The organism is Photobacterium sp. 53610 (assembly GCF_036409375.1).
GTDB lineage: Bacteria > Pseudomonadota > Gammaproteobacteria > Enterobacterales > Vibrionaceae > Photobacterium.
Genome location: NZ_JAXOFS010000015.1, coordinates 1 through 23,689, shown reverse-complemented (window position 1 = coordinate 23,689; position 23,689 = coordinate 1). Strand labels below are relative to the sequence as shown.

The window sequence follows — 23,689 nt, the reverse complement described above, 5'->3', positions numbered from 1 at the left end:
AACCTCTGTTTGTGTCTTAACGGCTGAATTGACGACATCATCATGGCAGAACCACGCTTTATACACCTGCGCATCCACAGTGACTTTTCGATGGTCGATGGCCTGAGTAAGGTCCCGCCACTGGTCAAAAAAGTAGCAGAGCTGGGTATGCCGGCAATGGCCCTGACGGATTTCACGAACCTTTGTGGTCTGGTGAAATTCTACTTTGCGGCGCATGGTGCCGGAATCAAACCGATCATTGGTGCTGATTTTAAAGTGCGCTGTGATGAGAATGGTGATGATCTGACGGATCTGACCGTTCTGGCGGCCGATAATGACGGCTATAAAAATCTGACCCTGCTGATCTCCAAAGCTTATCAGCGTGGTCATGTTCAGCATATGCCGGTGATTGACCGGGACTGGCTGATTGAGCACAAGCAAGGGCTGATCCTGTTGTCTGGCGGGAAGAGTGGTGATCTCGGTCAGGCGTTGCTCAAAGGCAACAAGGCGGCTGTTGAACGCTGTGTCACCTTCTACAAAACGTATTTCCCGGATTGTTATTATCTGGAGCTGGTCCGAACCGGCCGTCCGGATGAGGAAGCTTACCTGCACTTCGCGGTTGAGCTGGCCGCAGAGGCTGAGCTGCCTGTGGTGGCGACCAACGATGTGCGTTTTATCAGTCCGGAACAGTTTGATGCTCATGAAATCCGGGTGTGTATCCATGACGGCTATACGCTGGTCGATCCCCGCCGCCCGAAAAACTACAGTGCTCAGCAATATCTGCGCAGTGAGGACGAGATGTGCGCGCTCTTTGCCGACATCCCGGAAGCACTCGAAAACTCCGTTGAGATTGCCAAGCGCTGTAATGTGACGGTCCGTCTGGGCGAATACTTCCTGCCGAACTTCCCGACCGGTGATATGACGACGGAAGACTTCCTGGTCCTTAAATCCAAGGAAGGTTTGGAGCGACGTCTTGAATTTCTGTTTCCGGATGAAGAAGTCCGCAAGCAGCGCCGCCCTGAGTACGACGAGCGTCTGGACATCGAACTGGAAGTGATCAACCAGATGGGATTCCCTGGTTACTTCCTGATCGTGATGGAATTTATTCAGTGGTCAAAAGAGAACGGGGTGCCGGTGGGTCCCGGGCGGGGGTCTGGTGCCGGTTCTCTGGTGGCTTATGCACTGGATATCACCGATTTGGATCCGCTGGAATTTGACCTGCTGTTCGAACGATTCCTGAACCCGGAACGGGTTTCCATGCCCGATTTCGATATCGACTTCTGTATGGACAAGCGGGATCAGGTGATTGATCACGTAGCCGAGATGTATGGCCGGGATGCCGTGTCCCAGATCATCACGTTCGGTACCATGGCTGCGAAAGCGGTGATTCGGGACGTGGGCCGGGTCCTGGGGCATCCGTATGGCTTTGTCGACCGGATCTCCAAACTGGTCCCGGCTGAGCCGGGCATGACGCTGGCGAAGGCCTTTGATGCCGAGCCGCAGCTTGGCGAAGTCTATGAATCGGACGAAGAAGTCAAAGAACTGATTGATATGTGCCGGGTGCTGGAAGGGGTAACCCGGAACGCCGGTAAGCACGCGGGTGGTGTGGTGATTTCACCCACGACGATCACCGATTTCGCTCCGCTGTACTGTGATTCGGAAGGTCACCATCCGGTGACTCAGTTTGATAAGAATGATGTGGAAACTGCGGGTCTGGTGAAGTTCGACTTCCTGGGTCTGCGGACACTGACCATCATTGACTGGGCGCTGGGGATGATTAACCCGCGTCTCGAAAAGCTGGGCAAACCGCCGGTCAATATCGCCGCGATTCCGATGGACGATGCCAAGTCCTTTGCCATGCTTCAGCGCTCAGAATCTACAGCGGTATTCCAGCTCGAATCCCGCGGGATGAAAGATCTGATCAAGCGGCTGCAGCCGGACTGTTTCGAAGACATGATCGCACTGGTGGCGCTGTTCCGTCCGGGACCGCTGCAATCAGGCATGGTAGATAACTTCATCGACCGGAAGCACGGTCGTGAAGAGATTTCTTATCCGGATGCGACCTATCAGCACGAATCGCTGAAGGAAATTCTGGAACCGACCTACGGCATCATCCTGTATCAGGAGCAGGTCATGCAGATTGCCCAGGTTCTGGCTGGTTACAGCTTGGGTGGCGCGGACTTGTTGCGCCGGGCGATGGGTAAGAAAAAACCGGAAGAGATGGCCAAACAGCGGGCCACGTTTGAAGAGGGCTCGGTCAACAACGGCGTTGACGGCGAACTGGCAATGAAGATCTTCGACCTGGTGGAGAAATTCGCCGGTTACGGCTTCAACAAATCGCACTCAGCAGCTTATGCGTTGGTTTCGTATCAGACCCTGTGGCTGAAAGCCCACTTTCCGGCAGAGTTCATGGCGGCGGTCATGACCGCGGATATGGATAATACCGACAAAGTGGTCGGGCTGGTGGAAGAATGCCAGCGCATGAACCTCAAAATGTTGCCGCCGGATGTGAATAAGGGGCTGTACCGTTTTACGGTTGATGAAGAGGGTGCGATTGTTTATGGCATCGGCGCCATTAAGGGCGTGGGTGAAGGCCCGATTGAAAATATTATTGCGGCGCGTGAAAAAGACGGACATTTTAAAGATCTGTTTGATTTCTGTGCCAGAATAGACACCAAGAAAGTGAACAAGCGGGTCTTGGAACGGCTGATTAAGGCCGGGGCGATGGACCGTTTGGGACCGAACCGTGCTGCCATGATGGCAACGCTGGATGATGCGCTGAAAGCGGCAGGTCAGCACCATCAGGCCGAAGCTTTTGGTCAGGCCGACATGTTTGGTGTACTGACCGCTGCGCCGGAAGAGGTCGAAAAAGCTTATGCCAATATTCCTGAATGGCCGGAGAAAATCTGGCTGGAAGGGGAGCGGGATACGCTGGGACTCTATCTGACCGGCCACCCGATTAACAGTTATGTTCGTGAACTGAAGCATTATGTCACCTGGCGGCTGAAAGATGCTCATCCGACGGGGCGGGATAAAGTGGTGACGGTTGCCGGGCTGGTCATTGCGGCCCGGGTGATGACCACCAAGCGTGGCACACGTATTGGCGTGCTGACACTGGATGACCGATCGGGCCGGATGGAGGTGATGCTGTTCTCCGAGGCTTTGGATCGATATCTCGATTTGATTGAAAAAGACCGGATTCTGGTTGTTTCCGGACAGGTCAGCTTTGATGATTTTAATGGCGGCCTTAAAATGTCCGCACGTGAAGTCCTTGATATCTCTGAAGCTCGAGAAAAGCATCTGCGGGGTCTTGCCATCTCGCTGACTGAAAGGCAAATTGATCACACATTTTTTGAGCGTTTCAGCAAAGCGCTGGAACCGCACCGGGCAGGTACTGTCCCGGTGAATATTTATTATCAGCGTTCGAATGCGCGCGCTAAAATTACCCTGGGCACGGAGTGGCGGATTACGCCGAATGATGATCTCATCACTGATCTCAAAGTGCTATTGGGCGAGCAGCAAGTCGAATTTGAGTTTAATTAATGCGTCCGGCACCTGTAATGGCAGGTCGCTTAACATGGACAAAGGATTACAAGTCGTATGAGCCTGAACTTCCTGGATTTTGAACAACCGATTGCCGAACTAGAAGCCAAAATTGAAGCATTGCGCGATGTGTCACACCGTGACAAATCGGCCTCGGTGGATCTGGACAAAGAAATTTCTCAGCTTGAGCAAAAAAGCCTGGAACTGACCAAGAAAATTTTTGGTGATCTGGGTGCATGGCAAGTTGCCCAACTGGCCCGTCACCCGCAGCGTCCTTACACGCTGGATTATGTCGAGCATATTTTTACTGAGTTCGACCCGCTGGCAGGTGACCGTGCTTTTGCGGACGATAAAGCGCTGGTTGGTGGTATTGCTCGTCTGGATGGCCGCCCGGTGATGGTAATCGGTCATCAGAAAGGCCGTGAAACCCGCGAAAAAGTACTGCGTAACTTTGGGATGCCAAAGCCAGAAGGTTACCGTAAAGCCCTGCGCCTGATGCGTATGGCCGAGCGTTTCCGTATGCCAATCATTACCTTCATTGATACTGCGGGTGCATACCCGGGTGTTGGTGCTGAAGAACGCGGCCAGTCTGAAGCCATCGCGATGAACCTGAAAGTTATGGCGGGTCTGACGGTTCCTGTGATTTGTAATGTGGTCGGTGAAGGCGGTTCCGGTGGCGCGCTGGCCATTGGCGTGGGTGACTGTGTCAACATGCTGCAGTACTCAACTTATTCTGTTATTTCTCCGGAAGGCTGTGCATCCATTCTGTGGCGTGATTCTGACAAAGCCCCTCAGGCAGCTGAAGCGATGGGTATGACAGCAGAGCGTCTGAAAGAACTGGGTCTGATCGATAACATTATTGGTGAGCCCCTGGGTGGTGCACACCGCGATGTTACGGCGATGGCTGCCAGCATCAAACAGCAGCTGCTGAAGACGCTGGACGAACTGGAAGCAATGGACGAAGAGAGCCTGCTGGAGCGTCGTTATCAGCGTCTGCTGGGCTACGGTTACTGCTGATTATCGATTCAATTGAATACCAGGAAAACGGGTCGCCAAGTGCGGCCCGTTTTGTTTTCGGGCTTCTCTGCATGTCGCGCGGTTACCATCTCGGGTTACCCTGCGATAAGATAAGAGTGTTGAATTATCCATCCTGTACAGTCCCACGGAATCCCATGCTGTTGAATCAATTTGCCGACACATTACGACGTTTATGTCCTGAACCTGCGCCACTCGTCCTGGCGTTCAGCGGCGGCCTTGACTCCCGGGTGCTGTTGCATCTGTTAAGCCGGTTTGTCCGTGATTTTCCTGAATATCCGGTGACAGCGGTGCATGTCCATCATGGCCTCAGTCCGAATGCAGACCACTGGATGGCACAGTGTGAGGCATGGGCGAAGCAGGATGGCATTCTTTTTCAGGCTGAAAGCGTGAGCGTACAGACCGGGAGCCGGATCAGTCTTGAACAGGCGGCCAGAGATGCCCGCTATCAGGCGCTGGCTCAATACATGTCGCCGGGGACGTATTTACTGACGGCCCAGCATGCTGACGATCAACTGGAAACCATTTTACTGGCGCTGAAGCGTGGCAGCGGGCCGGCCGGACTGGCAGCAATGCCGGTACGTAAGGCGTTTGCCGGGGGAATTCATTTGCGGCCATTGCTGGATACCAGTCGGGCGACGCTGGAAGCGTATGCGCGGGCGAACAATCTGTGCTGGGTCGAGGATGAAAGTAATCAAGACACTCGTTTTGACCGTAATTTCCTGCGTCAGGAAATTCTCCCACTGCTGACTTCGCGCTGGCCGGGACTGCGGCAGTCAGCGACCCGCAGTGCGGCGCTGTGCGGAGAGCAGCAGGCGCTGCTGGAAGGACTGCTGGCGGATAAGCTCAGCCAGCACCGTTTACCGGACGGCAGTCTGAATCTGGCGGGATTGCAGGATGAGGTTCAGGGGAGGGCTCTGATCCGTCTGTGGTTGCAGCAGCAAGGGTTGCCGTTGCCGACAAAGGCACAACTGGTGCAGGTCTGGCAAAGTGTTTGTCTTGCCCGTGAAGACGCGAATCCTTGTGTATCCCTGAATGGTTATGATCTCCGCCGTTACCAGCAGCAGCTGTGTGCGATTCGGCCGCTGCCGGATATCAGCCAGTGGCGAGCTAACATGGTGCTGAATCAGTCCTGCATGTTGCCGCCGTCCTTGGGAAGCCTGACACTTTCCGCGGATGGTCCGGTCACCGGGCTACAATTGGGTGAGGCCATGCGGTTACCCAAACCGGATGAACACATTTGGGTGGGGTTTGATCCCAGCGGTCTGAGCGCGCACCCTGTCGGCCGGGCCGGTCGCCGCAAACTGAAAAAACTGTTTCAGGAGTATGGCGTTCCGAGCTGGCGGCGACGACAGACCCCATTGCTGTTCTACGGTGAGCAGCTGGCAGCTGTGGCTGGTTTGTTCGTGGTGAAAGGGTTTGAAGGCGATGCGTGCCGGTTGGTCTGGAAGTGTGATCCCCTACACTGACATCGGGGGCAGGAATGTAGATAGTCAGTCAGTGTTTAAATGTCGATAAAACTAGAAAAATGAGGATCCTATGAAAAAAGCACTGACGCTGACACTCATCGCGACGTTCTTTTCCCTGCCGGCAATGGCAGCGGGTGATGCCGAGGCCGGAAAAGCCAAAGCTGCAATTTGTGCCGCTTGTCATGGCGCGAATGGTATCGCGGTGATTCCCGGCTATCCGAATCTGAAAGGCCAGAATGCACAGTATATTGTCAATGCACTGAAAGCGTATAAGAACAAAGATCGTAACGGCGGGAATGCCATGGTGATGCAGCCCCAGGCGGCAATGCTGAGCGACACGGATATGGAGAATGTCGCTGCATATTTCTCCCAGATGAAATAAGCCGTACGGATATCCGCCTGAGGGCGGATATTTTTTTATCTGTCGATATATTGTATGAACATTTCTCTGCCTGATTAATATTTATCCAGTTGGTTACGCTGGCATTGATAATGACCTTGATTAAATATATTGTACTAGTCCGCTGATACATTGAGGTTGTGAATCATGGCAGGAACACGAGAACATTTTGGCTCACGGATGGGCTTTATTCTGGCTGCGGCAGGTGCTGCGGTTGGACTAGGGAATATCTGGGGGTTTCCGACCCAGGCTGCCAGCAATGGTGGTGGCGCTTTCCTGCTGGTCTATTTGCTGATGATCCTGGTGGTTGCCTTCCCGATGCTGATTGTGGAAATGGCCATTGGTCGCCACGGGCAGGCAAACCCGGTCGACAGTATGCGTCATCTGAGTGATAACCCGGTAGCGAAACGCACTGGTGCATTGGTCGGTTGGATTGGCCTGATGGTGCCTTGTCTGGTACTGGCGTTTTACAGCATCGTGGCCGGCTGGCTGGTGACGTTCATGATGGCTGCAGTGACGGATATTTTTGGTCTGGCGGATCTGACGGCCTGGTTAAAAGGCTTTTCGGTTTCTCGTAACCTGTTCGGTGCGGCAATCTTTTATCTGCTGACCATTCTGATCGTACAGAGCGGGGTCAAAGAGGGGATCGAGAAGTGGTCGACCCGACTGATGCCGGCGCTGTTTGTGCTCTTCTTGCTGCTGTTTGCTTATATCATGACCCAAGACGGCGCGATGGAAGGTCTGAAGCATTATCTGATCCCGGATTTCAGTAAAGTACTGGAACCCAAGTTGTTGCTTGCCGCGATGGGACAGGGCTTTTTCTCCCTGACCATTGGTGGCTGCTCAATGCTGATTTACGGCTCTTACCTGAGCAAGAAAGAGAGCCTGCCGAAAATGGCGCTGAGTGTGACGCTGGTTGATACTGCGGTGGCATTTATCGCCGGTCTGGTGGTGCTGCCTGCCATGTTTGTAGCCATGCAAAAAGGTGTGGCCATCTATGCAGATGACGGCTCACTGCTGAGCTCAGATACCCTGGTCTTTACTGTGTTGCCAATGCTGTTTGACAGCCTGGGCTTTGCCGGTCAGCTGATTGCGCTGGTGTTCTTTGTGCTGATGACCATTGCGGCCCTGACTTCATCGATTTCTATGCTGGAATGTCCGGTTGCGTTGGTGAGTGAGCGTTTCGACACCGGCCGTAAATCGACCAGCTGGGTGCTGGGTGGTGTGATTGCAGTCTTCAGTGCGGTGATCATTTTTAACTTCGGTGAGCTGTTTGGCCTGGTCGCAACGGTCGCCACACAGTACTTTCAGCCATTTGCGGCACTGCTGTTCACATTGTTTGGCGGTTGGGTATGGTCACGGCACAGTAAGCTGAAAGAACTGAGTGCCGGTAATCCGGAACTGGAGCAGTCACTGTTCTGGAAAATCTGGCCGCTGTATGTGAAGTTTGTCTGTCCGGTGCTGGTGGCAACGGTGCTGGTCTCTTCCTTCAGTTAAGCGATACATCGTCATGAATCATCAAAAAAACGGAAAGCGGGTGCTTTCCGTTTTTTATGCCCGATAAGCCTTAGCGGAATTGCTTGGCTTCCGGCAGATAATCGAAACCGGCCGCTGCCAGTCTGGCGACCAGTACAGCCTGGTCAATTTCATAGAATCGCGTTAAAGCTTCTAAATCCCCGAATTCATCACGAATCTTCATATTCACAATGCTCATCAGCATCACTGGATCCATGGTTTCAAATTTTTTTAAATCCATCAGTTGTCCTCGTGGTCACTGATCAGCAGGTTGGCCGCAGCAAAGGCGGCTTGCTCTCGAACCTGGACCGGCAATTCCGGATTGGCGGCGATGTCATTTAAAGCACGAACGGCACAGGCGATTGCAGCGGGGATATAGCCCTGATCTCCGCTGCCGATTTGGCTGTAACTTTGACGAACAAGCTCGCAACAGTCGGCGACTTTCATGGTGTCTCCTGATTGACGACAAAAGAAAAAGAGTTTTGAGCTTACCGCGAACGATAGGTGAGATCGAGAGGCTATTTCGAGCGTTTGTGCTGATACAGGGCTTTGTCTGCACGTTCCAGCAGGCTGGTCGGAGAGTCACCCTGGTGATACTGGCTGGCACCAATGGAGGTACCGATCTCCAGACTGCGAAGTGTATGGTCGCGTGTCATCCGGGTCATCACCCGCTGAATGACTTTATGGGCAGACTGCTCCGAAGCGGGTTGCAGCAGCAGAACAAATTCATCTCCCCCCATCCGGTAACAGCGATCGGAAGTACGAACGGAATGTTTCAGAATAGAAGCAAAACGGCGAATCACATTATCACCATCGAGATGACCGTATTTGTCATTCACTTGCTTGAAGTTATCCAGATCAAACAACAGCAAAACCAGACCCACTTGACGGCGTTCACTCATGGCAATGGCATGGAGGATGTCCTGATCCAAACAACTGCGGTTTCGCAGGCCGGACAAATGATCCCGCATCGCCATTTCTTTGACCCGGCGATATTCCATTGCGCTGAATAACGGACCGGCCAGCAGTCTGTGATAGGTGTGAATCAAATTGACTTCATCCTGATCCAGTGCATAAGGTGTATCATACTGGAGCTCTCCCAGCGGCTGATCCGCATAGCGAAGGATAAAGCACTGGCGGTTGTCGGTTGAGGGACCATGGCGAACGAGGGTGGTCGTGGTGTCCTGACGCCAGAGCATCCGGCTGACGTCAATTTGCTTTTCCACTTCCATGGCAAAGACTTCCAGCAAGACTGACAATTCTGGTTTCCCCTGCAATTTTTGCAGGATCAGCAAGCGCTGATCAGCCCCCAGTGGTTTGGCTCGGGTTGGTGAAGAATCAGCCAGCGATTTTTGCCAGATAATCGGATCCATGGTTAATGTTGTTGATTAGTAAGGGTTTTAATATAGGAGATTTTAGAACCAGATCAATAGAAAATGGAACAAAATGAAAATCTCTCATTGTTTTTATTCTAAAAACGAACGTAGCTCACCTTCCCGTTCCTGCGCATCCACATAGCCCAAATGAATCAGCGCGTGAATATAATTCGGCTCAAAAAGGATGTAACTGGTCAGTGCGGAATCGTCTTTTGGACTGATCCCTAACAGCCTCATCAGGCTTCTCGCCGCCAGTGGCATATGATGATAGAACGCCTGAGCCAGCGGTTCAAAAGACTGGCTGGGGAACAGGTGCAGGGTTTCGACTGCCTTGGTGGCCATGTTTTTGCGTTCCTCCTCAGGCAGTTTGTGGAGCAGAAGATTGGTATTTTCCAAATGCTCCAGTTCGGCGGCCATGGTATCGCTGAAGATGGTGTCCATCAGGTGGCCGGTCAGCATGCCTAAACCGGGAGCCTGAGTGGGATCTCTGGGTTTGAGCCGCTGGTTGATCAAATCAATGATCAGGATTTTATCTGCCCCCATTTTCATCGACGGGCGCAGCGGTGTCAGCTGATGGATCGAGCCGTCACCATAATAAGCCTGACCAATCCGGCTGGCCGGAAAGACAAAAGGGATCGCCGATGATGCCAGCAGGTGCTCAGTCGTGATCAGTGACCGGCGTCCTTTCGATGTCGAATGCGTCCAGGGCTCGATACTTTGCTGGCCCTGAAAAAAGCTGATTGTTTTTCCGCTTTTGTAACTGGACGTCGTCACGGAAATACCGTGAAGGTTACCCGCCAGGATCTGTTGCTCCAGGCGGGCATAATTGTTTGCCTGATTCAGCAGCTGACGCAAAGGCCGGTTATCCAGCAGCCCAAACGGCGGTCTGGGATGATAAGGCGCCTGCAGTCGGGCAAGCAGCTGGTGGAATAAGTGTTGTGTTATCCCGACAGTGCTGGAACGGAATACACGGCGGCTGTGGAGTCTTGCCCATATCCATTCGAGCTTTTTGACACCCAAGCGAAAACAGGACGCATAGCAGGCGATTGCTGTCGCATTGATCGCTCCTGCTGATGTGCCGCAATAAATGTCAAATGGGCTGTGGTGGTTCCTCGGATACCACTCGGAAATCGCTTTCAGCACACCTACCTGATAGGCAGCCCGGGCACCGCCGCCGGAAAGCAGGAGACTGATTTTTGGCTTTTCCTTGCCCATACTGGCACTTCCACTCCAATGGTAAAAACAGAAATCGCAGACTTTGGTGGCGTCTAGTCTGATGATAAGACTCAGTTTATGCCTATCTTAGACTGAATTTCTGTGGCACAGATACGAAAAAGCCTCCCGAAGGAGGCTTGAAAGAATTGTTTCGGCAATTATGCCAGCTTTTGCTTAATGAAATCCGCAATGCTGTCTGCTGCAACAGGTTCTTTGTTACCGGTAAGGCGGTCTTTGTATTCCACCTCACCGTTTTTCAGGCTGCGGTCACCAATCACCACGGTGTGCGGGACACCGATCAGTTCCATATCCGCGAACATGACACCCGGACGTTCTTTACGATCGTCGAACAGGACTTCAATACCGGCAGCCGTCAGATCGGCGTACAGCTTCTCTGCTGCCTGCTGAACTTCTTCAGACTTATGCATGTTCATTGGTACAATCGCAACCTGGAACGGTGCAATAGCGTCTGGCCAGATGATGCCGTTTTCATCGTTGTTCTGCTCGATAGCTGCTGCGACAACACGCGTACAGCCGATACCGTAGCATCCCATTTCCATCACGGCTTGTTTGCCGTTGGCATCCAAAACTGTTGCACCCATTGAGGCAGAATAGTTGGTGCCCAGCTGGAAGATGTGGCCGACTTCAATACCACGCTTGAGCAGGATGGTACCTTGACCACATGGGCTTGGGTCGCCTTCAATCACGTTACGCAGATCTTCGACACGTCCCAGTTCGACGTCACGGCCCCAGTTGATCCCAAAGTAGTGCTTGTCATCTACGTTCGCACCGGCACCGAAATCGCTCATCACTGCAACGCTGCGATCAACGATGAACGGAATGCTCAGGCCGACAGGGCCCAGAGAGCCGGGACCCGCGTTCACAACCGCACGAATTTCTTCTTCGCTCGCGAATTCCAGCGGCTTGGCCACACAGTCCAGGTTCTCAGCTTTGACTTCGTTCAGCTCGTGGTCGCCGCGGACGATCAGGGCGATCAGCTCAGCATCAGCTTCCTCAGAAGCTTTCACGAACAATGTCTTCACTGTTTTTTCGATTGGCAGGCCAAATTGTTCGACCAGCTCAGCGATGGTTTTCGCGTTTGGCGTATCAACCAGCTTCATCTCTTCCGTTGGCTCAGCACGCTCAGTGGTTGGTGCCAGCGCTTCGGCTTTCTCGATGTTCGCTGCGTATTCTGACTCGGTCGAGAAGGCAATCAGGTCTTCACCGCTTTCCGCCAGAACGTGGAATTCGTGCGAGCCGCTGCCACCGATTGAACCGGTGTCTGCCAGTACTGCGCGGAAGTCCAGACCCATACGGCTGAAGACATTGCTGTACGCCTGGTACATGTCCTGGTAGGTTTCCTGCAGACTCTCTTTATCCAGATGGAAAGAGTAAGCATCTTTCATGATGAACTCACGGGAGCGCATGACACCAAAGCGCGGACGAACTTCATCACGGAATTTGGTCTGAATCTGATACAGGTTCAGCGGCAGCTGTTTGTAAGATTTGACCTCATTGCGCACCATATCAGTGATGACTTCTTCATGGGTCGGGCCCAGTACAAACGGTCGGTCGTGACGGTCAGCGATTCGCAGCAGCTCAGGACCAAATTTGTCCCAGCGGCCTGTTTCCTGCCACAGTTCAGATGGCTGAACGACAGGCATCAGCGTTTCGACTGCACCGGCTTTGTTCATTTCTTCACGAACAATATTTTCGACCTTACGCAGAACGCGCAGACCAGTAGGCAGCCAGGTGTACAAACCTGAGGCCAGCTTACGGATCATACCTGCACGCAGCATCAGCTGGTGGCTGATCACTTCTGCGTCGTTTGGAGTCTCCTTCAAAGTAGAAAGAAGATATTTACTGGTACGCATTGATGGTATCCGTTGGTAATTATGAGGATTGATTTGGAAGCAGTATATTAGCAGCGTATCGGCCTTTCGCCAAAGGGAACCCGACGCTTATTGGCTTTCCGGTGACGTCAGTCACCGGAAAATAGGGTAAGTATGGTGTGATTATTCGGGCGATGCCAAATCTTCGACCCGGACTTGATTTCCTTCAAACCGGAACTGAACGTTGTAGCTGAACAGCAGGACGCCATACAGTCTGTCGTCTTGTTTGCCTTTTTTGTATGCCGGACGGGGATCCTGTGCCAGCACTTCTTCAATCACGGCCCGGTGATATGCCGCATCGTTGCCGCTGAGCTTTGACAAGGCTGCCGCTGAGAACTCAACGGGCAGCAAAGCGGGCGTTTCCGCAGCAAAACCGCCGAGAGCATCAGGCAGGCTGTCTGAATATGGAATATAAGGTTTGATATCAATCACGGGCGTACCATCGACTAAATCGACGCCGGCCAGATCCAGTAAAACCTGCCCGTTTTCCTGACGGACTCCCAACAGCTGAATGGCGGACATCCCAATCCCGTTCGGACGAAAAGTCGCCCGGCTCGCAAATACGCCAATGCGTTCGTTTCCGCCCAGCCGGGGAGGTCTCACCGTCGGCCGCCATCCTGCCGACAGGTTCTGATCAAACAAAAACAATAACCACAGGTGACTGAACTGTTCTATACCCCGGACCGATTCAGGACTGTTTGCATCGCCACACAGGGCCAGTGTCGCTCTGGCACTGGGAACCAGTCCGGGCTGGCGCGGAACGGCAAATTTTTCTTTGTAGGGAGAATGAATGATGCCAACGGGCTGTAGCTGGAATGTCTCTGTCATGGTGTTTTCAGGCTGAGTAAAAGATCCCGCAGACCATAACATAAGAGCCTGCCGCAAAGCCCGAAGAAAAAATGCTTGTTGAGAACGAATATCAAATGTTATGTTATAATATAACATTTAATTGAGGGGGCTTTATGAAACCAGACATTCATCCTGAATACCGGAAAGTGGTATTTCACGACACCAGCGTGGATCAGTATTTCGTGATTGGATCCACCCTGAAAACAGACAAGACGATCCGGTGGAAAGATGGGAAAGAGTACCCGTACTTTTTACTGGACATCTCTTCTGAATCACATCCGTTTTACACCGGGAAGCAGCGCATTATTCAATCGGAAGGCCGGATGGCGAACTTTCAGCGTCGCTTTGCGGCATTCAGCAAATAAGGAAAACTCATGCAGGTATTAAGTTCATTAAAGAGTGCCAAGCAACGTCATCGGGATTGTCAGGTGGTGAAACGCCGAGGCCGGATCTATGTGATTTGTAAATCGAATCCGCGCCTGAAAGCGGTGCAGGGAAAGGTGAAAAAGAAAAAGTAATTGATACAAAGTAAGCGATAAAAAGAAAGCCCCTTGGAGGGGCTTTCTGATGTTGAAAGGGAATATAGTGTCAGGTGGATTACCAGCCTTTCACCACACCGCCTTTGAAGATTTTCATGGCTGCATCGTTCACCGCATCTGACTGGTATGCTTTCACGAACGTTTTCACGTTTTCTGCATTCACGTTGTTTTCACGCGCCACAATCAGGTTTACATATGGTGACTCTTTATCTTCAACGAAGATGCCGTCATGCTCCGGCGTCAGATCAATTGTGCTGGCATAGGTGTTATTGATAATCGCCAGTTTGACGTCGTCCAGAGAACGCGGCAGCTGAGGCGCTTCCAGTTCCACAATTTCCAGATTCTTCGGATTCTCAACAATATCCAGTACGGTTGCTGTCAGGCCAGCACCTTCTTTCAGTTTGATCAGACCCTGTTGTTGCAGCAACAGCAGGGAACGGCCGAGGTTTGTCGGATCGTTTGGCACGGCAATTTGGTCACCGTCCTGCAGCTCATCAATTGATGCGATTTTGCTTGAATAGGCTGCGATTGGGTAAACAAAGGTGTTACCGGCAACGGCGAACTTGTAACCGCGGTCTTTGACTTGCTGATCCAGATAAGGTTTATGCTGGAATGCATTCACATCAATGGAACCTTCTTCCAGTGCTGCGTTTGGCGATACGTAGTCAGTGAAAGTGATCAGCTCAACATCCAGACCATATTTGTCTTTGGCTTCTTTAGCGGCAACTTCAGCAACCTGTGCTTCAGAACCGGCCATCACACCGACTTTGATTTTGCTGTTGTCTACTGCGGCTTCTTTTTCTCCGCAGCCCGTCAGAGCCAGAGCTGAAGCAAGTCCCGCCACTGCGAAGAAGTGTTTAATATTCAGTGCCATTGTACATCTCCTATGTTCAGGGTAACCCTGTACTTTGTTGTCGTTGTATTTCACTAACTTATCGGTATCGCCTGAATATGATGTCCGGCGAATGTGAGTTTTCTGTCTTGTTCTCGTTAACTTATCTGTGGTCGACGCGGCGGACCAGATGGTCACCTGCAGACTGAATCAGCTGGACCAGAATCACCAGCATGACCACGGTAATCATCATGACGGTGCCGTCAAAGCGCTGATAACCGTAACGGATACCGACATCGCCCAGACCGCCGCCGCCGACGGTACCGGCCATGGCCGAATAACTCACCAGCGTGACCAGCGTAATGGTGACTGCGTTGATAATGCCCGGCAGGGCTTCCGGCAGCAGCACCTTGCGGATAATCTGGGTCGGGGTGGCGCCCATGGCTTGCGCAGCTTCAACCAGCCCGCTCGGTACCTCCAGCAGCGCGCCTTCAACCAGGCGGGCAATGAAAGGAATTGCGCCGACGGTCAACGGGACGATTGCCGCAGCGGTGCCGATTGAGCTGCCCACCACAAAGCGGGTAAAGGGGATAATAGCAACCAGCAGGATAATAAACGGGATCGAGCGGCCAATATTGACGACCGTGCCCAAGGCTTTGTTCAGGCCTGGATTTGCCATCAGACCTTTGGGTTTGGTCAGATGCAGGGCAACACCCAGCGGAATACCAATCGCGAAGCCAATCACACCGGAGGCAAACACCATCATCAGGGTTTCACCCAGAGCTTCCGTTAAAAGACCGACCAGACGTTCGTTGGTTTGCCACCAGGCGGCGATAGAATCAAGCAACATAACCCAGCACCTCTACATTAACTTTATGTTCGCGAAGGAAAGCGATGGCTTGTTGTGTCGCTTCCTCTGTTCCGAAAAATTCTGCCAGCATCAAGCCAAACTTCACGCCGCCGGCGTAGTCCATGTCGGCACTCAGAATGTTGGCATCAATACCAAACTGGCGTGACACCTGGCTGAGCAGGGGGGCATCCACGGAGGCGCCGGTAAATTCAAGGCGAATCAGCGGATAGTTGCTTTCCGTGCGGGTGCTCTCCAGTCGTGCCTGATAGTCTTCCGGAATGGAAAGATCCAGGGTTGCGCGAATGAACTCACGTGCCAGTTCTGTTTTCGGATGAGCGAAAATATCGCCGACCGGGCCTTTTTCAACCAATTCGCCCTGACCAATAATGGCCACTTCAGAGCAGATGCTTTTCACCACATCCATTTCATGGGTGATCAGCAAAATGGTCAGGTTCAGTTTACTGTTGATTTCTTTCAGCAGTTCCAGAATTGACTGGGTGGTGGCCGGATCCAGTGCGCTGGTGGCTTCATCACACAGCAGGACTTTCGGGTCTGAAGCCAGTGCCCGCGCAATCGCCACACGCTGTTTCTGACCGCCGCTCAGATTCGACGGATAAGCATGGTGTTTGTCGGCCAGGCCAACCAGTTGCAGCAGTTCGGAGACTTTTCGTTGGATTTCGGTTTTATCTGTGCCGGACAGCTCCAGTGGCAGAGCCACGTTGTCAAAAACGGTTCGCGAAGACAGCAGATTGAAATGCTGGAAAATCATGCCGATTTTACGGCGGGCCAGCGTCAGTTCCTGGCTGGAGAGTTGTGTCAGGTCGACTCCGTCGACAACCACATGGCCAGAAGTTGGTTTTTCCAGCAAATTGACGCAACGGATCAGAGTACTTTTACCGGCGCCGGACGCACCGATCACGCCGAAAATGGTTCCTTCCCCGATACTGAGATTGATATCGCGCAGGGCGTGGATGTCTTTATCCCCGACCTTGAAGACTTTATTGACCCTGTTGATTTCTATCATTCTGTGTCCTGCTACTACTTTTGACGTGCCAGAAAATGTGTATCCAGCATAGCGTTGCGGTCATTACTTCGCCTGTTTTAGTGATTTTGTATGCTGAATTGGCGCATGACCTTGTTATTTGTTTGTGTTCGCGGATTTTTTCCGTGCCTTCTGTTGCCTGATGCTAGGGTGTCTAGATGGCTAAGTCAATAGATATTTTTACGTCTAGACGTCTAAATGGGTTTTTTCAGAAGTTGAGCTGAAATCTGTTCGCGAAACCGGTTTGTGTCCTGATGCGGATTAAGAGATGAATCCGGCTGGCAGCCATGCCATAATTTAGTCAATTTTGGTTTCGAGATTTAGGTGGTCGCTTGGCTAAGCCTGCTGTGTTTATCGATCGTGATGGCGTGATTAATGTTGATCATGGTTATGTTCATACCGTGGATGACTTTGAATATATTGAAGGTGTGTTTGACGCCTGTAAGCAGCTCAAAGAGATGGGATATCTTCTGGTACTGGTGACTAATCAGGCTGGTATTGCCAAAGGGATGTACACGGAAGATGAATTTCTGAGTCTGACAGAGTGGATGGACTGGAACTTTGTCGACAATGGTGTGGAGTTTGACGGAATTTATTATTGCCCGCATCATCCGAGTGAGGGGCAGGGTGATTACCTGCAGGACTGTAATTGCCGCAAACCGAAACCGGGAATGTTTATCTCTGCCCGCGATTTTCTGAAGATTGATATGGCGCGTTCAGTCATGATCGGTGATAAAACCGATGACATGAAAGCGGCTGAAGCGGCAGAGGTCGGCACGAAGATTCTGGTCCGTACCGGTAAGCCGGTGACTGAAGCCGGTGAAGCGTTGGCCACTGTGGTGTTGGATAGTGTTGCTGATGTGCCGAAATGGCTGGCGTCTGTGAAATAAACAAGTTCGTGATGCATTTTTCTGAGCAGGCCAATGGCCTGCTTTTTTTATGTCTCGGAATCGGCGGCAATCGAACCAGTGAAATAGCTTCAGAGTATTTGAACAGAACCATTCAGTCAGATCTTTCATGTTTTGTATGTTCGATTTTACTGAACCGACGTTATTCATCTGTCTCAGCCTGAATGATCCGGGGAGGTGCTGATTTTGATTGTTGATTCATAACATTAATGAGATTAAGTTGAACATTCCGTTTGGTGAAAGAGGCGATTGGATTGCTCTCGTCTGACGGATAGCAAATTTGGACTGGTGCTATACTGCGATTGAAAGGAATTGTGGCAATGACAGGGAGTCATGGAAGCGGATGTTGTCGTATTTTTTGCGCCGCTTGGCGTTAGTGGTCCCTACTTTTATCGGGATAACCGTACTGATCTTTACGCTGACCCGGTTTGTGCCGGGCGGACCCGTCGAGCGGATGCTGGCGAATATTCAGGCCCAGCAGGGGATGTCATCGTCACCGTCCATGGCCGGGGAGAGTAATGCGCTTTCTGAAGAGCAACTGGCAGAACTGAATGCTTTCTACGGGCTGGATAAACCGGTTTTTGAAGCCTACAGTGAGTGGCTGACGAAACTGGTGCAACTGGACTTCGGTTTATCAACCCGTTACTACGAACCGGTCTGGGACATGATTATGGAACGCCTGCCGATTTCTTTGTTTTACGGCGGAGTAACGTTCTTCCTCAGTTACTTTATCTCCATCCCGCTGGGTTACTACAAAGCGCTGAAACACGGTAGTCATTTTGACTCGGCATCTTCGATTCTTATCTTTATCGGTTACGCGCTTCCGGGGTATGTGATTGGTGTCCTGTTGATCACGTTTTTCAGTTATCAGCTGGAATGGTTCCCCATGGGCGGTTTTGTCAGTGACGAATTTGAGGACTACGAAAGCGTCTGGCTGCAAATCAAAGATATTTTCTGGCATGCGTGTTTACCTTTAATTTGTTACCTCATTGGTGATTTTGCCACCCTCACGATGACTATGAAAAATAATATGATGGAGACGTTATCGGCTGACTATATCCGGACAGCCATCGCAAAAGGACTGCCATTTTCTCAGGCGGTCCGTCGGCATGCGTTGCGAAACAGTCTGATCCCCATTGCCAGTCATTTCGGGAACTCGCTGCTCTTTTTCATGACCGGATCGTTTCTGATCGAAGTTATTTTTAATATCGATGGCGTTGGCTTATTAGGATATGAATCAATTATGGAGCGGGACTATCCGGTTGTGATGGGGATCGTTGCGATCAACGCCGTTTTATTAATGCTGGGCAATATTATTTCGGATATTTGTGTTGCGCTGGTGGATCCTCGTGTGAGATTCGGAGCCTGATATGTTGTCGCTGAGCCCATTAACCCAGAAAAAAATCAAACGATTTAAAGAGATCCGGCGTGGCTACTGGTCTTTGGTGATCCTCTCGACTTTGTTGGTGCTTTCATTATTTGCTGAGTTTCTGATTAACAGCAAGGCCTTGGTCGTGAAGTATCAGGGGGCCTATTTTTTCCCTGTCATGAGTGATGTGCTGCCCGGGACAACCTTTGGTGAAGACTATCAGAGCGAAGCCCAGTACCGGGACTTAAAGCTACGATTTACAGAAGCAGGACAAGGCGACTACGTCATCATGCCGCTGGTGCCCTGGAATCCGCTGGAGCAGGATTTCAGTGGCGATTTTCCTCCGACGGCACCGGATGCAGAATCTCGGCATTATCTGGGAACTGATACCATCGGGCGGGATATTCTGGCCCGGCTTGTATACGGCTTTCGCATTACCATGGGGTTTGCCTTGCTGACGATGGCGATTTCCTACGCTATCGGAACCATGGTCGGCTGTGCGATGGGGTTTTGGGGCGGCAAGTTTGATTTGCTGGTGCAACGCTTTATCGAAGTTTGGTCGATGGTACCTTTCCTTTACGTCATCATGATTCTGGTGTCGATTACCCAGCCGTCTTTTACCTTATTCGTTGCCATCAATGTGCTGTTTGGCTGGATGGGAATGACCTGGTATATGCGAACAATGACTTACAAGGAAGTTGCCAGAGATTACGTGATGGCAGCCAGGGCGATAGGCGCATCGAACTGGCGCATCCTTTATGCGCATATTTTGCCGAATGTGATGGTGATGATTGTGACACTGGCGCCTTTTACCATTTCGGCCAATATTACGGCTCTGACGGCGTTGGATTATCTTGGTCTGGGCCTGATGCCGCCGACACCGAGCTGGGGAGATTTATTGCAGCAGGGAAAATCGAACCTGGATGCACCCTGGATAGTGACGACGGTCGTCACGGCTATAGTGGCTGTCCTGGTGATGGTGACGTTCATCGGTGAAAGTGTCAGGGCTGCTTTCGATCCCAAGAAATTTACCCGTTATAGTTAACAGAGTAGCCATACAACAAGGACGTATGATGAAAAAGACGCTGAGCATATCCGCATTTCTCGCCATGGCTCTGGGCAGCCCGTTGCTGACTGCTGCTGAGTTACCTGCGGGGCTGAAATGGCAATCGAATCTGCATGAACCGCTGTTTGCTTCTCCGCAAGCAAAATTTGGCGGGACATTTCATACCTACATCGAGAGTTTCCCGCAAACGTTCCGTACGGTCGGTCCGGATTCTAACGGACGATTCAGGTCATGGCTGTTAGACAGTCGCCCGGCTGCGGTCACCCGTCACCCCAATACCTATGCGTGGATCCCGGATATTGCCTCCGAATGGGCGTATGGCGATGATGATAAGACCGTGTATTTCCGGATCAATCCCAATGCGAAATGGTCCGATGGGAAACCGATTACTGCCGACGACTTTACCTTTGTGCTGACCTTCATGCGTTCCAAAGATATTGTTGCCCCCTGGTACAATACCTTTTACAACCAGCAGATAGAGGACGTGATTAAGTACGATGGCCTGACATTTGCCGTGGTGTCGGCTGAAAAGCGTAATGCTGAAGAACTGATGCTTTATGCCAATCTGAGACCGATCCCTGCGCATTTCTATCAGCCCAAAACTGATAAAAATAACGACGGCATTCAGGACAATTTTGTCCGCTATTACAACTTCAAGCCGGAGCCGTCTGCCGGACCTTATTACGTTGATGAGATCAAAAAAGGAAAATCTATTTCCTTCAAACATGTCGGGAAAGACTGGTGGGGGTATACCAATCCTTATTACCAGCATCGCTATAATGTGGAAAAAATCCGTATCAAAGTCATTCGCGACAAAGACATTGCCCGTCAGCATTTTGAAAAAGGGGATCTGGATTCTTTCTGGCTGGACACGCCGGAGCTCTGGCGAGAGAAAGCGCAAACACCGAACTTTGAAAATGGCTATATTCACAAGTTCTGGGGATACAACCAGACCCCGATGGGAGCCGGAGGGCTTTGGATCAACACGGCCAAGCCGCTGCTGGATAACCTAGACGTCCGTCAGGGGATTGCGCTGGCCAGTGACTTTGACGGCCTGATTGACAAAGTGCTGCGCGGTGATGTGATCCGAAAACCGAATCCTATGGGGATCGGGCATGGTGATTACACCAATACCGACATCAAGGCGCCGCCGTTTAATCCCGAGCTTGCAATCCGGCATTTTGAAAAAGCGGGATTCAGCCAGATTGGCCCGGATGGGATTCGGGTGAATCAGCAGGGACAACGGCTGTCTTTTGCGATCACTTACAGTTATGGCTACCTCACTCCTCAAATTGCTTACCTGAAAGAACAGGCAAAACTGGCCGGTCTGGAGTTTACCCTGAATTTGGTCGATGGCTCATCTGCGTTCAAGTATGTCCTTGAGAAGAAGCATGAATTGTCATTCCATAATATGGGAACCAGCGAAATTCCCCAGTATTGGGAGTACTTTTATTCGGCCAATGCCAATAAACCGCAAAACAACAACTTCACCAACTACAGCACGCCGGAGCTTGACCGGCTGATCTTGGCGTACCGCTCTGAGTTTGATCTGGAGAAGAAGAAAGCTGAAGCCAGGCAGATTCAGTCGATTATTGCTGATGCCAGCGTGATTGTTCCGGGTTACATGCGACCTTATGCCCGGGAGGCTTACTGGCGCTGGTTGCAGATCCCCAAACCTGCCATGACCAAATTAACCGAATTTCTTTTTCCGTCCGGCACTTTCCAGGATTTTGGTACCTTCTGGATTGATGAATCGCGTAAAAAGGAAACCAAAGCGGCCATGAAATCAGGCCGGCATTTTGAGCCGGTGACCATAGTTGAAGAGAAATACAAGCTCTGAGCGGAGTGGCGTGTTGTATGGCGAATGAAGAACTGATTCTGCAAGTCCGGGATCTGGAGACGGAATTCAGTACCGATGACGGTATTGTGAAAGTGCTGCACGGTGTCTCGTTTGATGTCAAAAAGGGCCGTACCCTGGGTTTGGTCGGGGAATCGGGTTCAGGAAAGAGTGTGACGGCGATGTCAATTATGGGGCTGCTTCCGCAGCCCTATGGGCGGGTGACCCGGGGAAAGGTACTTTACCGGAATACAGACTTACTCCGGCTGTCGGCCAGAGAAATGTACGCGATGCGGGGGGATCGCATTTCGATGATTTTTCAGGATCCCATGACCGCGCTCAATCCGGTCCATACCATTGGAAAGCAGCTGAACGAAGTGCTGGAACTGCACCGGCCGGAGCTGAAGAAAAAGGAACGCAGCCTTTACTCGCTGGAAATGCTGAAAAAGGTACGTATCCCGATGGCCGAAAAGCGGCTCTATGAGTATCCGCATCATTTGTCCGGAGGGATGCGGCAAAGGGTGATGATTGCAATGGCGCTGGCCTGTCAGCCGGATATTCTGATCTGTGATGAGCCAACCACTGCGCTGGATGTCACCATTCAGGCTGAAATCCTGAGACTGATGAAAGCACTTCAGGAAGAAACGGGCATGGCCATGATCTTCATTACCCATGATTTAGGTGTCGTCGCTGAGATTTGCGACGATGTTGCCGTTATGTATGGGGGCAAAGTGCTGGAAACCGCCGACGTTTTTGAGTTGTTTGATCATCCGCAGCATCCATATACCAAGCGTTTGTTGGGATTGATGCCTGATTTAAACAGACCCGGCAAGCAGATGATCCCGTTTGAACCGATAGACCCGACATTGTTTCCGGAGTTCAGGAAGTCATGACAGACCGTCATTGTTGCCAACATCAGGTGCAGTTCAATGGATGAAATTCTTCGTATCGATAACCTCAAACAGCATTTTATCTCTGGGAAGGGGATTTTTAAGAAGGGCTATACCATCAAAGCGGTTGATGGTGTGTCTTTCTCATTAGCCAGAGGGGAAACGCTCGGGCTGGTGGGGGAGTCTGGCTGCGGCAAGAGCACTTTAGGCCGAAGCATTCTCAAACTGTTTGAGCCAACAGACGGCCGTATCATCTTTGAAGGGCAAGATATTACGGATTTCTCACCGCGTCAGATGCGGCCATTACGAAAAGACATGCAAATCGTTTTTCAGGACCCGCTGGAATCCCTGAATCAGCGACACACCATCGGCATGATTCTTGAGGAGCCTTTCATCATCCATCAGATTGGTCGTGCGGCTGAGCGTAAAAAGTGGGTCCTGGATTTACTACAGAAAGTGGACTTACCGGCTTCGGCTGTCAATCGCTATCCGCATGAGTTCTCCGGCGGCCAGCGTCAGCGGATTGGGATTGCCCGGGCCATCGCATTAAAACCCAAACTACTTATCTGTGATGAATCTGTTTCTGCGTTGGATGTTTCAGTGCAGGCACAAATCCTGAATTTGCTGCTGTCCTTGCAACAGGAAATGGATCTTTCCGTGATTTTCATCTCGCATGATTTATCCGTGGTGAAACATGTATCCGATCGGGTCGCGGTGATGTATTACGGAAAGATTGTCGAGATTGGCTCGGCAGAACAGATCTATTCATCACCTCAGGCGGAATATACCAAGACATTATTATCTGCGATTCCGATTACGCATCCCCGGCAGCGACAGGACATCATCCAATCAACCCCGAAAATAGCCTTGAAATCGGTCTCAAAATAATCAAATCGAACTTGTTTATCTCTTTTTGTTTAAATGTTGACCTTTTGAAAATAAAATTCAAAAAAACTATTGCGCTCTCTGAGGAGGTCTCTATAATGCGCCTCCGTTGTCACGATAAACCAAACGGTTCAACGGGATAGCAAAGTTCTTTAACAATTTGACCATGCAATCTGTGTGGGCACTCGACAATGATAC

General features: G+C 51.3%; 22 protein-coding genes. 13 read left to right on the top strand and 9 right to left on the bottom strand.

Annotated features, from left to right (window positions below; all coding sequences use genetic code 11):
• The first annotated feature begins 42 nt into the window (after nt 1–42).
• From dnaE to SPK40_RS20825, 5 genes are all read left to right on the top strand, one after another.
• Nucleotides 43–3,522, top strand: coding sequence for a DNA polymerase III subunit alpha (gene dnaE, locus SPK40_RS20845; RefSeq protein WP_330961766.1), 3,480 nt, complete (start codon nt 43–45; stop codon nt 3,520–3,522).
• A gap of 57 nt (nt 3,523–3,579) precedes the next feature.
• Entirely contained in the window at nt 3,580–4,539 is a 960-nt protein-coding gene (gene accA, locus SPK40_RS20840) for an acetyl-CoA carboxylase carboxyl transferase subunit alpha (protein WP_248144158.1), read from the top strand.
• Between the two features lie 155 nt (nt 4,540–4,694).
• The gene (tilS, locus tag SPK40_RS20835) at nt 4,695–6,026 is read left to right on the top strand and encodes a tRNA lysidine(34) synthetase TilS (protein WP_330961765.1); all 1,332 of its coding nucleotides are present in this window, start codon (nt 4,695–4,697) and stop codon (nt 6,024–6,026) included.
• A gap of 70 nt (nt 6,027–6,096) precedes the next feature.
• Nucleotides 6,097–6,408: a c-type cytochrome gene (locus tag SPK40_RS20830; protein WP_248144162.1), complete on the top strand. Its 312-nt coding sequence runs from the start codon at nt 6,097–6,099 to the stop codon at nt 6,406–6,408.
• 165 nt (nt 6,409–6,573) lie between these two features.
• A complete protein-coding gene (locus SPK40_RS20825; protein ID WP_330961764.1) occupies nt 6,574–7,923 on the top strand; it encodes a sodium-dependent transporter in 1,350 nt (449 codons plus the stop codon).
• Nucleotides 7,924–7,993: 70 nt separating this feature from the next.
• Here the strand turns inward: SPK40_RS20825 and SPK40_RS20820 are convergent, their stop codons facing one another.
• The 6 genes from SPK40_RS20820 to tsaA form a co-directional block, all read right to left on the bottom strand.
• Nucleotides 7,994–8,182: a DUF4250 domain-containing protein gene (locus SPK40_RS20820; protein ID WP_248144166.1), complete on the bottom strand. Its 189-nt coding sequence runs from the start codon at nt 8,180–8,182 to the stop codon at nt 7,994–7,996.
• Nucleotides 8,182–8,388, bottom strand: coding sequence for a YaeP family protein (locus SPK40_RS20815; RefSeq protein WP_248144168.1), 207 nt, complete (start codon nt 8,386–8,388; stop codon nt 8,182–8,184). The genes SPK40_RS20820 and SPK40_RS20815 overlap by 1 nt, the downstream gene beginning before the upstream one ends.
• Nucleotides 8,389–8,459: 71 nt before the next feature.
• Nucleotides 8,460–9,314, bottom strand: a complete 855-nt coding sequence (locus tag SPK40_RS20810; RefSeq protein ID WP_330961763.1) for a GGDEF domain-containing protein — start codon at nt 9,312–9,314, stop codon at nt 8,460–8,462.
• A gap of 93 nt (nt 9,315–9,407) precedes the next feature.
• The gene (locus SPK40_RS20805; RefSeq protein WP_248144172.1) at nt 9,408–10,532 is read right to left on the bottom strand and encodes a patatin-like phospholipase family protein; all 1,125 of its coding nucleotides are present in this window, start codon (nt 10,530–10,532) and stop codon (nt 9,408–9,410) included.
• 158 nt (nt 10,533–10,690) lie between these two features.
• Entirely contained in the window at nt 10,691–12,406 is a 1,716-nt protein-coding gene (locus tag SPK40_RS20800) for a proline--tRNA ligase (RefSeq protein WP_330961762.1), read from the bottom strand.
• Nucleotides 12,407–12,547: 141 nt separating this feature from the next.
• Nucleotides 12,548–13,252, bottom strand: a complete 705-nt coding sequence (gene tsaA / locus SPK40_RS20795; RefSeq protein ID WP_330961761.1) for a tRNA (N6-threonylcarbamoyladenosine(37)-N6)-methyltransferase TrmO — start codon at nt 13,250–13,252, stop codon at nt 12,548–12,550.
• A gap of 134 nt (nt 13,253–13,386) precedes the next feature.
• Between tsaA and SPK40_RS20790 the strand changes: the two genes are divergently transcribed.
• Together SPK40_RS20790 and ykgO are read left to right on the top strand one after the other, a co-directional pair.
• Nucleotides 13,387–13,638 carry a type B 50S ribosomal protein L31 gene (locus SPK40_RS20790; RefSeq protein ID WP_248144179.1) on the top strand — a complete coding sequence of 84 codons (252 nt, stop codon included), beginning with the start codon at nt 13,387–13,389 and terminating at the stop codon, nt 13,636–13,638.
• A gap of 9 nt (nt 13,639–13,647) precedes the next feature.
• A complete protein-coding gene (gene ykgO, locus SPK40_RS20785) occupies nt 13,648–13,791 on the top strand; it encodes a type B 50S ribosomal protein L36 (RefSeq protein ID WP_036755872.1) in 144 nt (47 codons plus the stop codon).
• 79 nt (nt 13,792–13,870) lie between these two features.
• On the opposite strand, the gene SPK40_RS20780 is transcribed toward ykgO, so the two are convergent.
• The 3 genes from SPK40_RS20780 to metN form a co-directional block, all read right to left on the bottom strand.
• Nucleotides 13,871–14,686 carry a MetQ/NlpA family lipoprotein gene (locus SPK40_RS20780; protein ID WP_248144181.1) on the bottom strand — a complete coding sequence of 272 codons (816 nt, stop codon included), beginning with the start codon at nt 14,684–14,686 and terminating at the stop codon, nt 13,871–13,873.
• Between the two features lie 121 nt (nt 14,687–14,807).
• Nucleotides 14,808–15,494: a methionine ABC transporter permease gene (locus SPK40_RS20775; RefSeq protein WP_248144183.1), complete on the bottom strand. Its 687-nt coding sequence runs from the start codon at nt 15,492–15,494 to the stop codon at nt 14,808–14,810.
• Entirely contained in the window at nt 15,484–16,518 is a 1,035-nt protein-coding gene (gene metN / locus SPK40_RS20770; protein ID WP_330961760.1) for a methionine ABC transporter ATP-binding protein MetN, read from the bottom strand. The genes SPK40_RS20775 and metN overlap by 11 nt, the downstream gene beginning before the upstream one ends.
• A gap of 350 nt (nt 16,519–16,868) precedes the next feature.
• On the opposite strand from metN, the gene gmhB reads away from it, so the two are divergent.
• From gmhB to SPK40_RS20740, 6 genes are all read left to right on the top strand, one after another.
• Nucleotides 16,869–17,426, top strand: a complete 558-nt coding sequence (gene gmhB / locus SPK40_RS20765; RefSeq protein ID WP_330961759.1) for a D-glycero-beta-D-manno-heptose 1,7-bisphosphate 7-phosphatase — start codon at nt 16,869–16,871, stop codon at nt 17,424–17,426.
• Between the two features lie 361 nt (nt 17,427–17,787).
• Nucleotides 17,788–18,813, top strand: coding sequence for an ABC transporter permease subunit (locus SPK40_RS20760; RefSeq protein WP_248144188.1), 1,026 nt, complete (start codon nt 17,788–17,790; stop codon nt 18,811–18,813).
• Nucleotide 18,814: 1 nt separating this feature from the next.
• On the top strand, nt 18,815–19,858 hold the full coding sequence (locus tag SPK40_RS20755) for an ABC transporter permease (protein ID WP_330961758.1): 1,044 nt from the start codon (nt 18,815–18,817) through the stop codon (nt 19,856–19,858).
• Between the two features lie 28 nt (nt 19,859–19,886).
• Nucleotides 19,887–21,719: an extracellular solute-binding protein gene (locus tag SPK40_RS20750; protein ID WP_330961794.1), complete on the top strand. Its 1,833-nt coding sequence runs from the start codon at nt 19,887–19,889 to the stop codon at nt 21,717–21,719.
• A gap of 17 nt (nt 21,720–21,736) precedes the next feature.
• Nucleotides 21,737–22,609, top strand: a complete 873-nt coding sequence (locus SPK40_RS20745; RefSeq protein ID WP_330961757.1) for an ABC transporter ATP-binding protein — start codon at nt 21,737–21,739, stop codon at nt 22,607–22,609.
• A 36-nt stretch (nt 22,610–22,645) separates the two neighbouring features.
• Entirely contained in the window at nt 22,646–23,494 is an 849-nt protein-coding gene (locus tag SPK40_RS20740; protein ID WP_330961756.1) for an ABC transporter ATP-binding protein, read from the top strand.
• Nucleotides 23,495–23,689 lie beyond the last annotated feature (195 nt).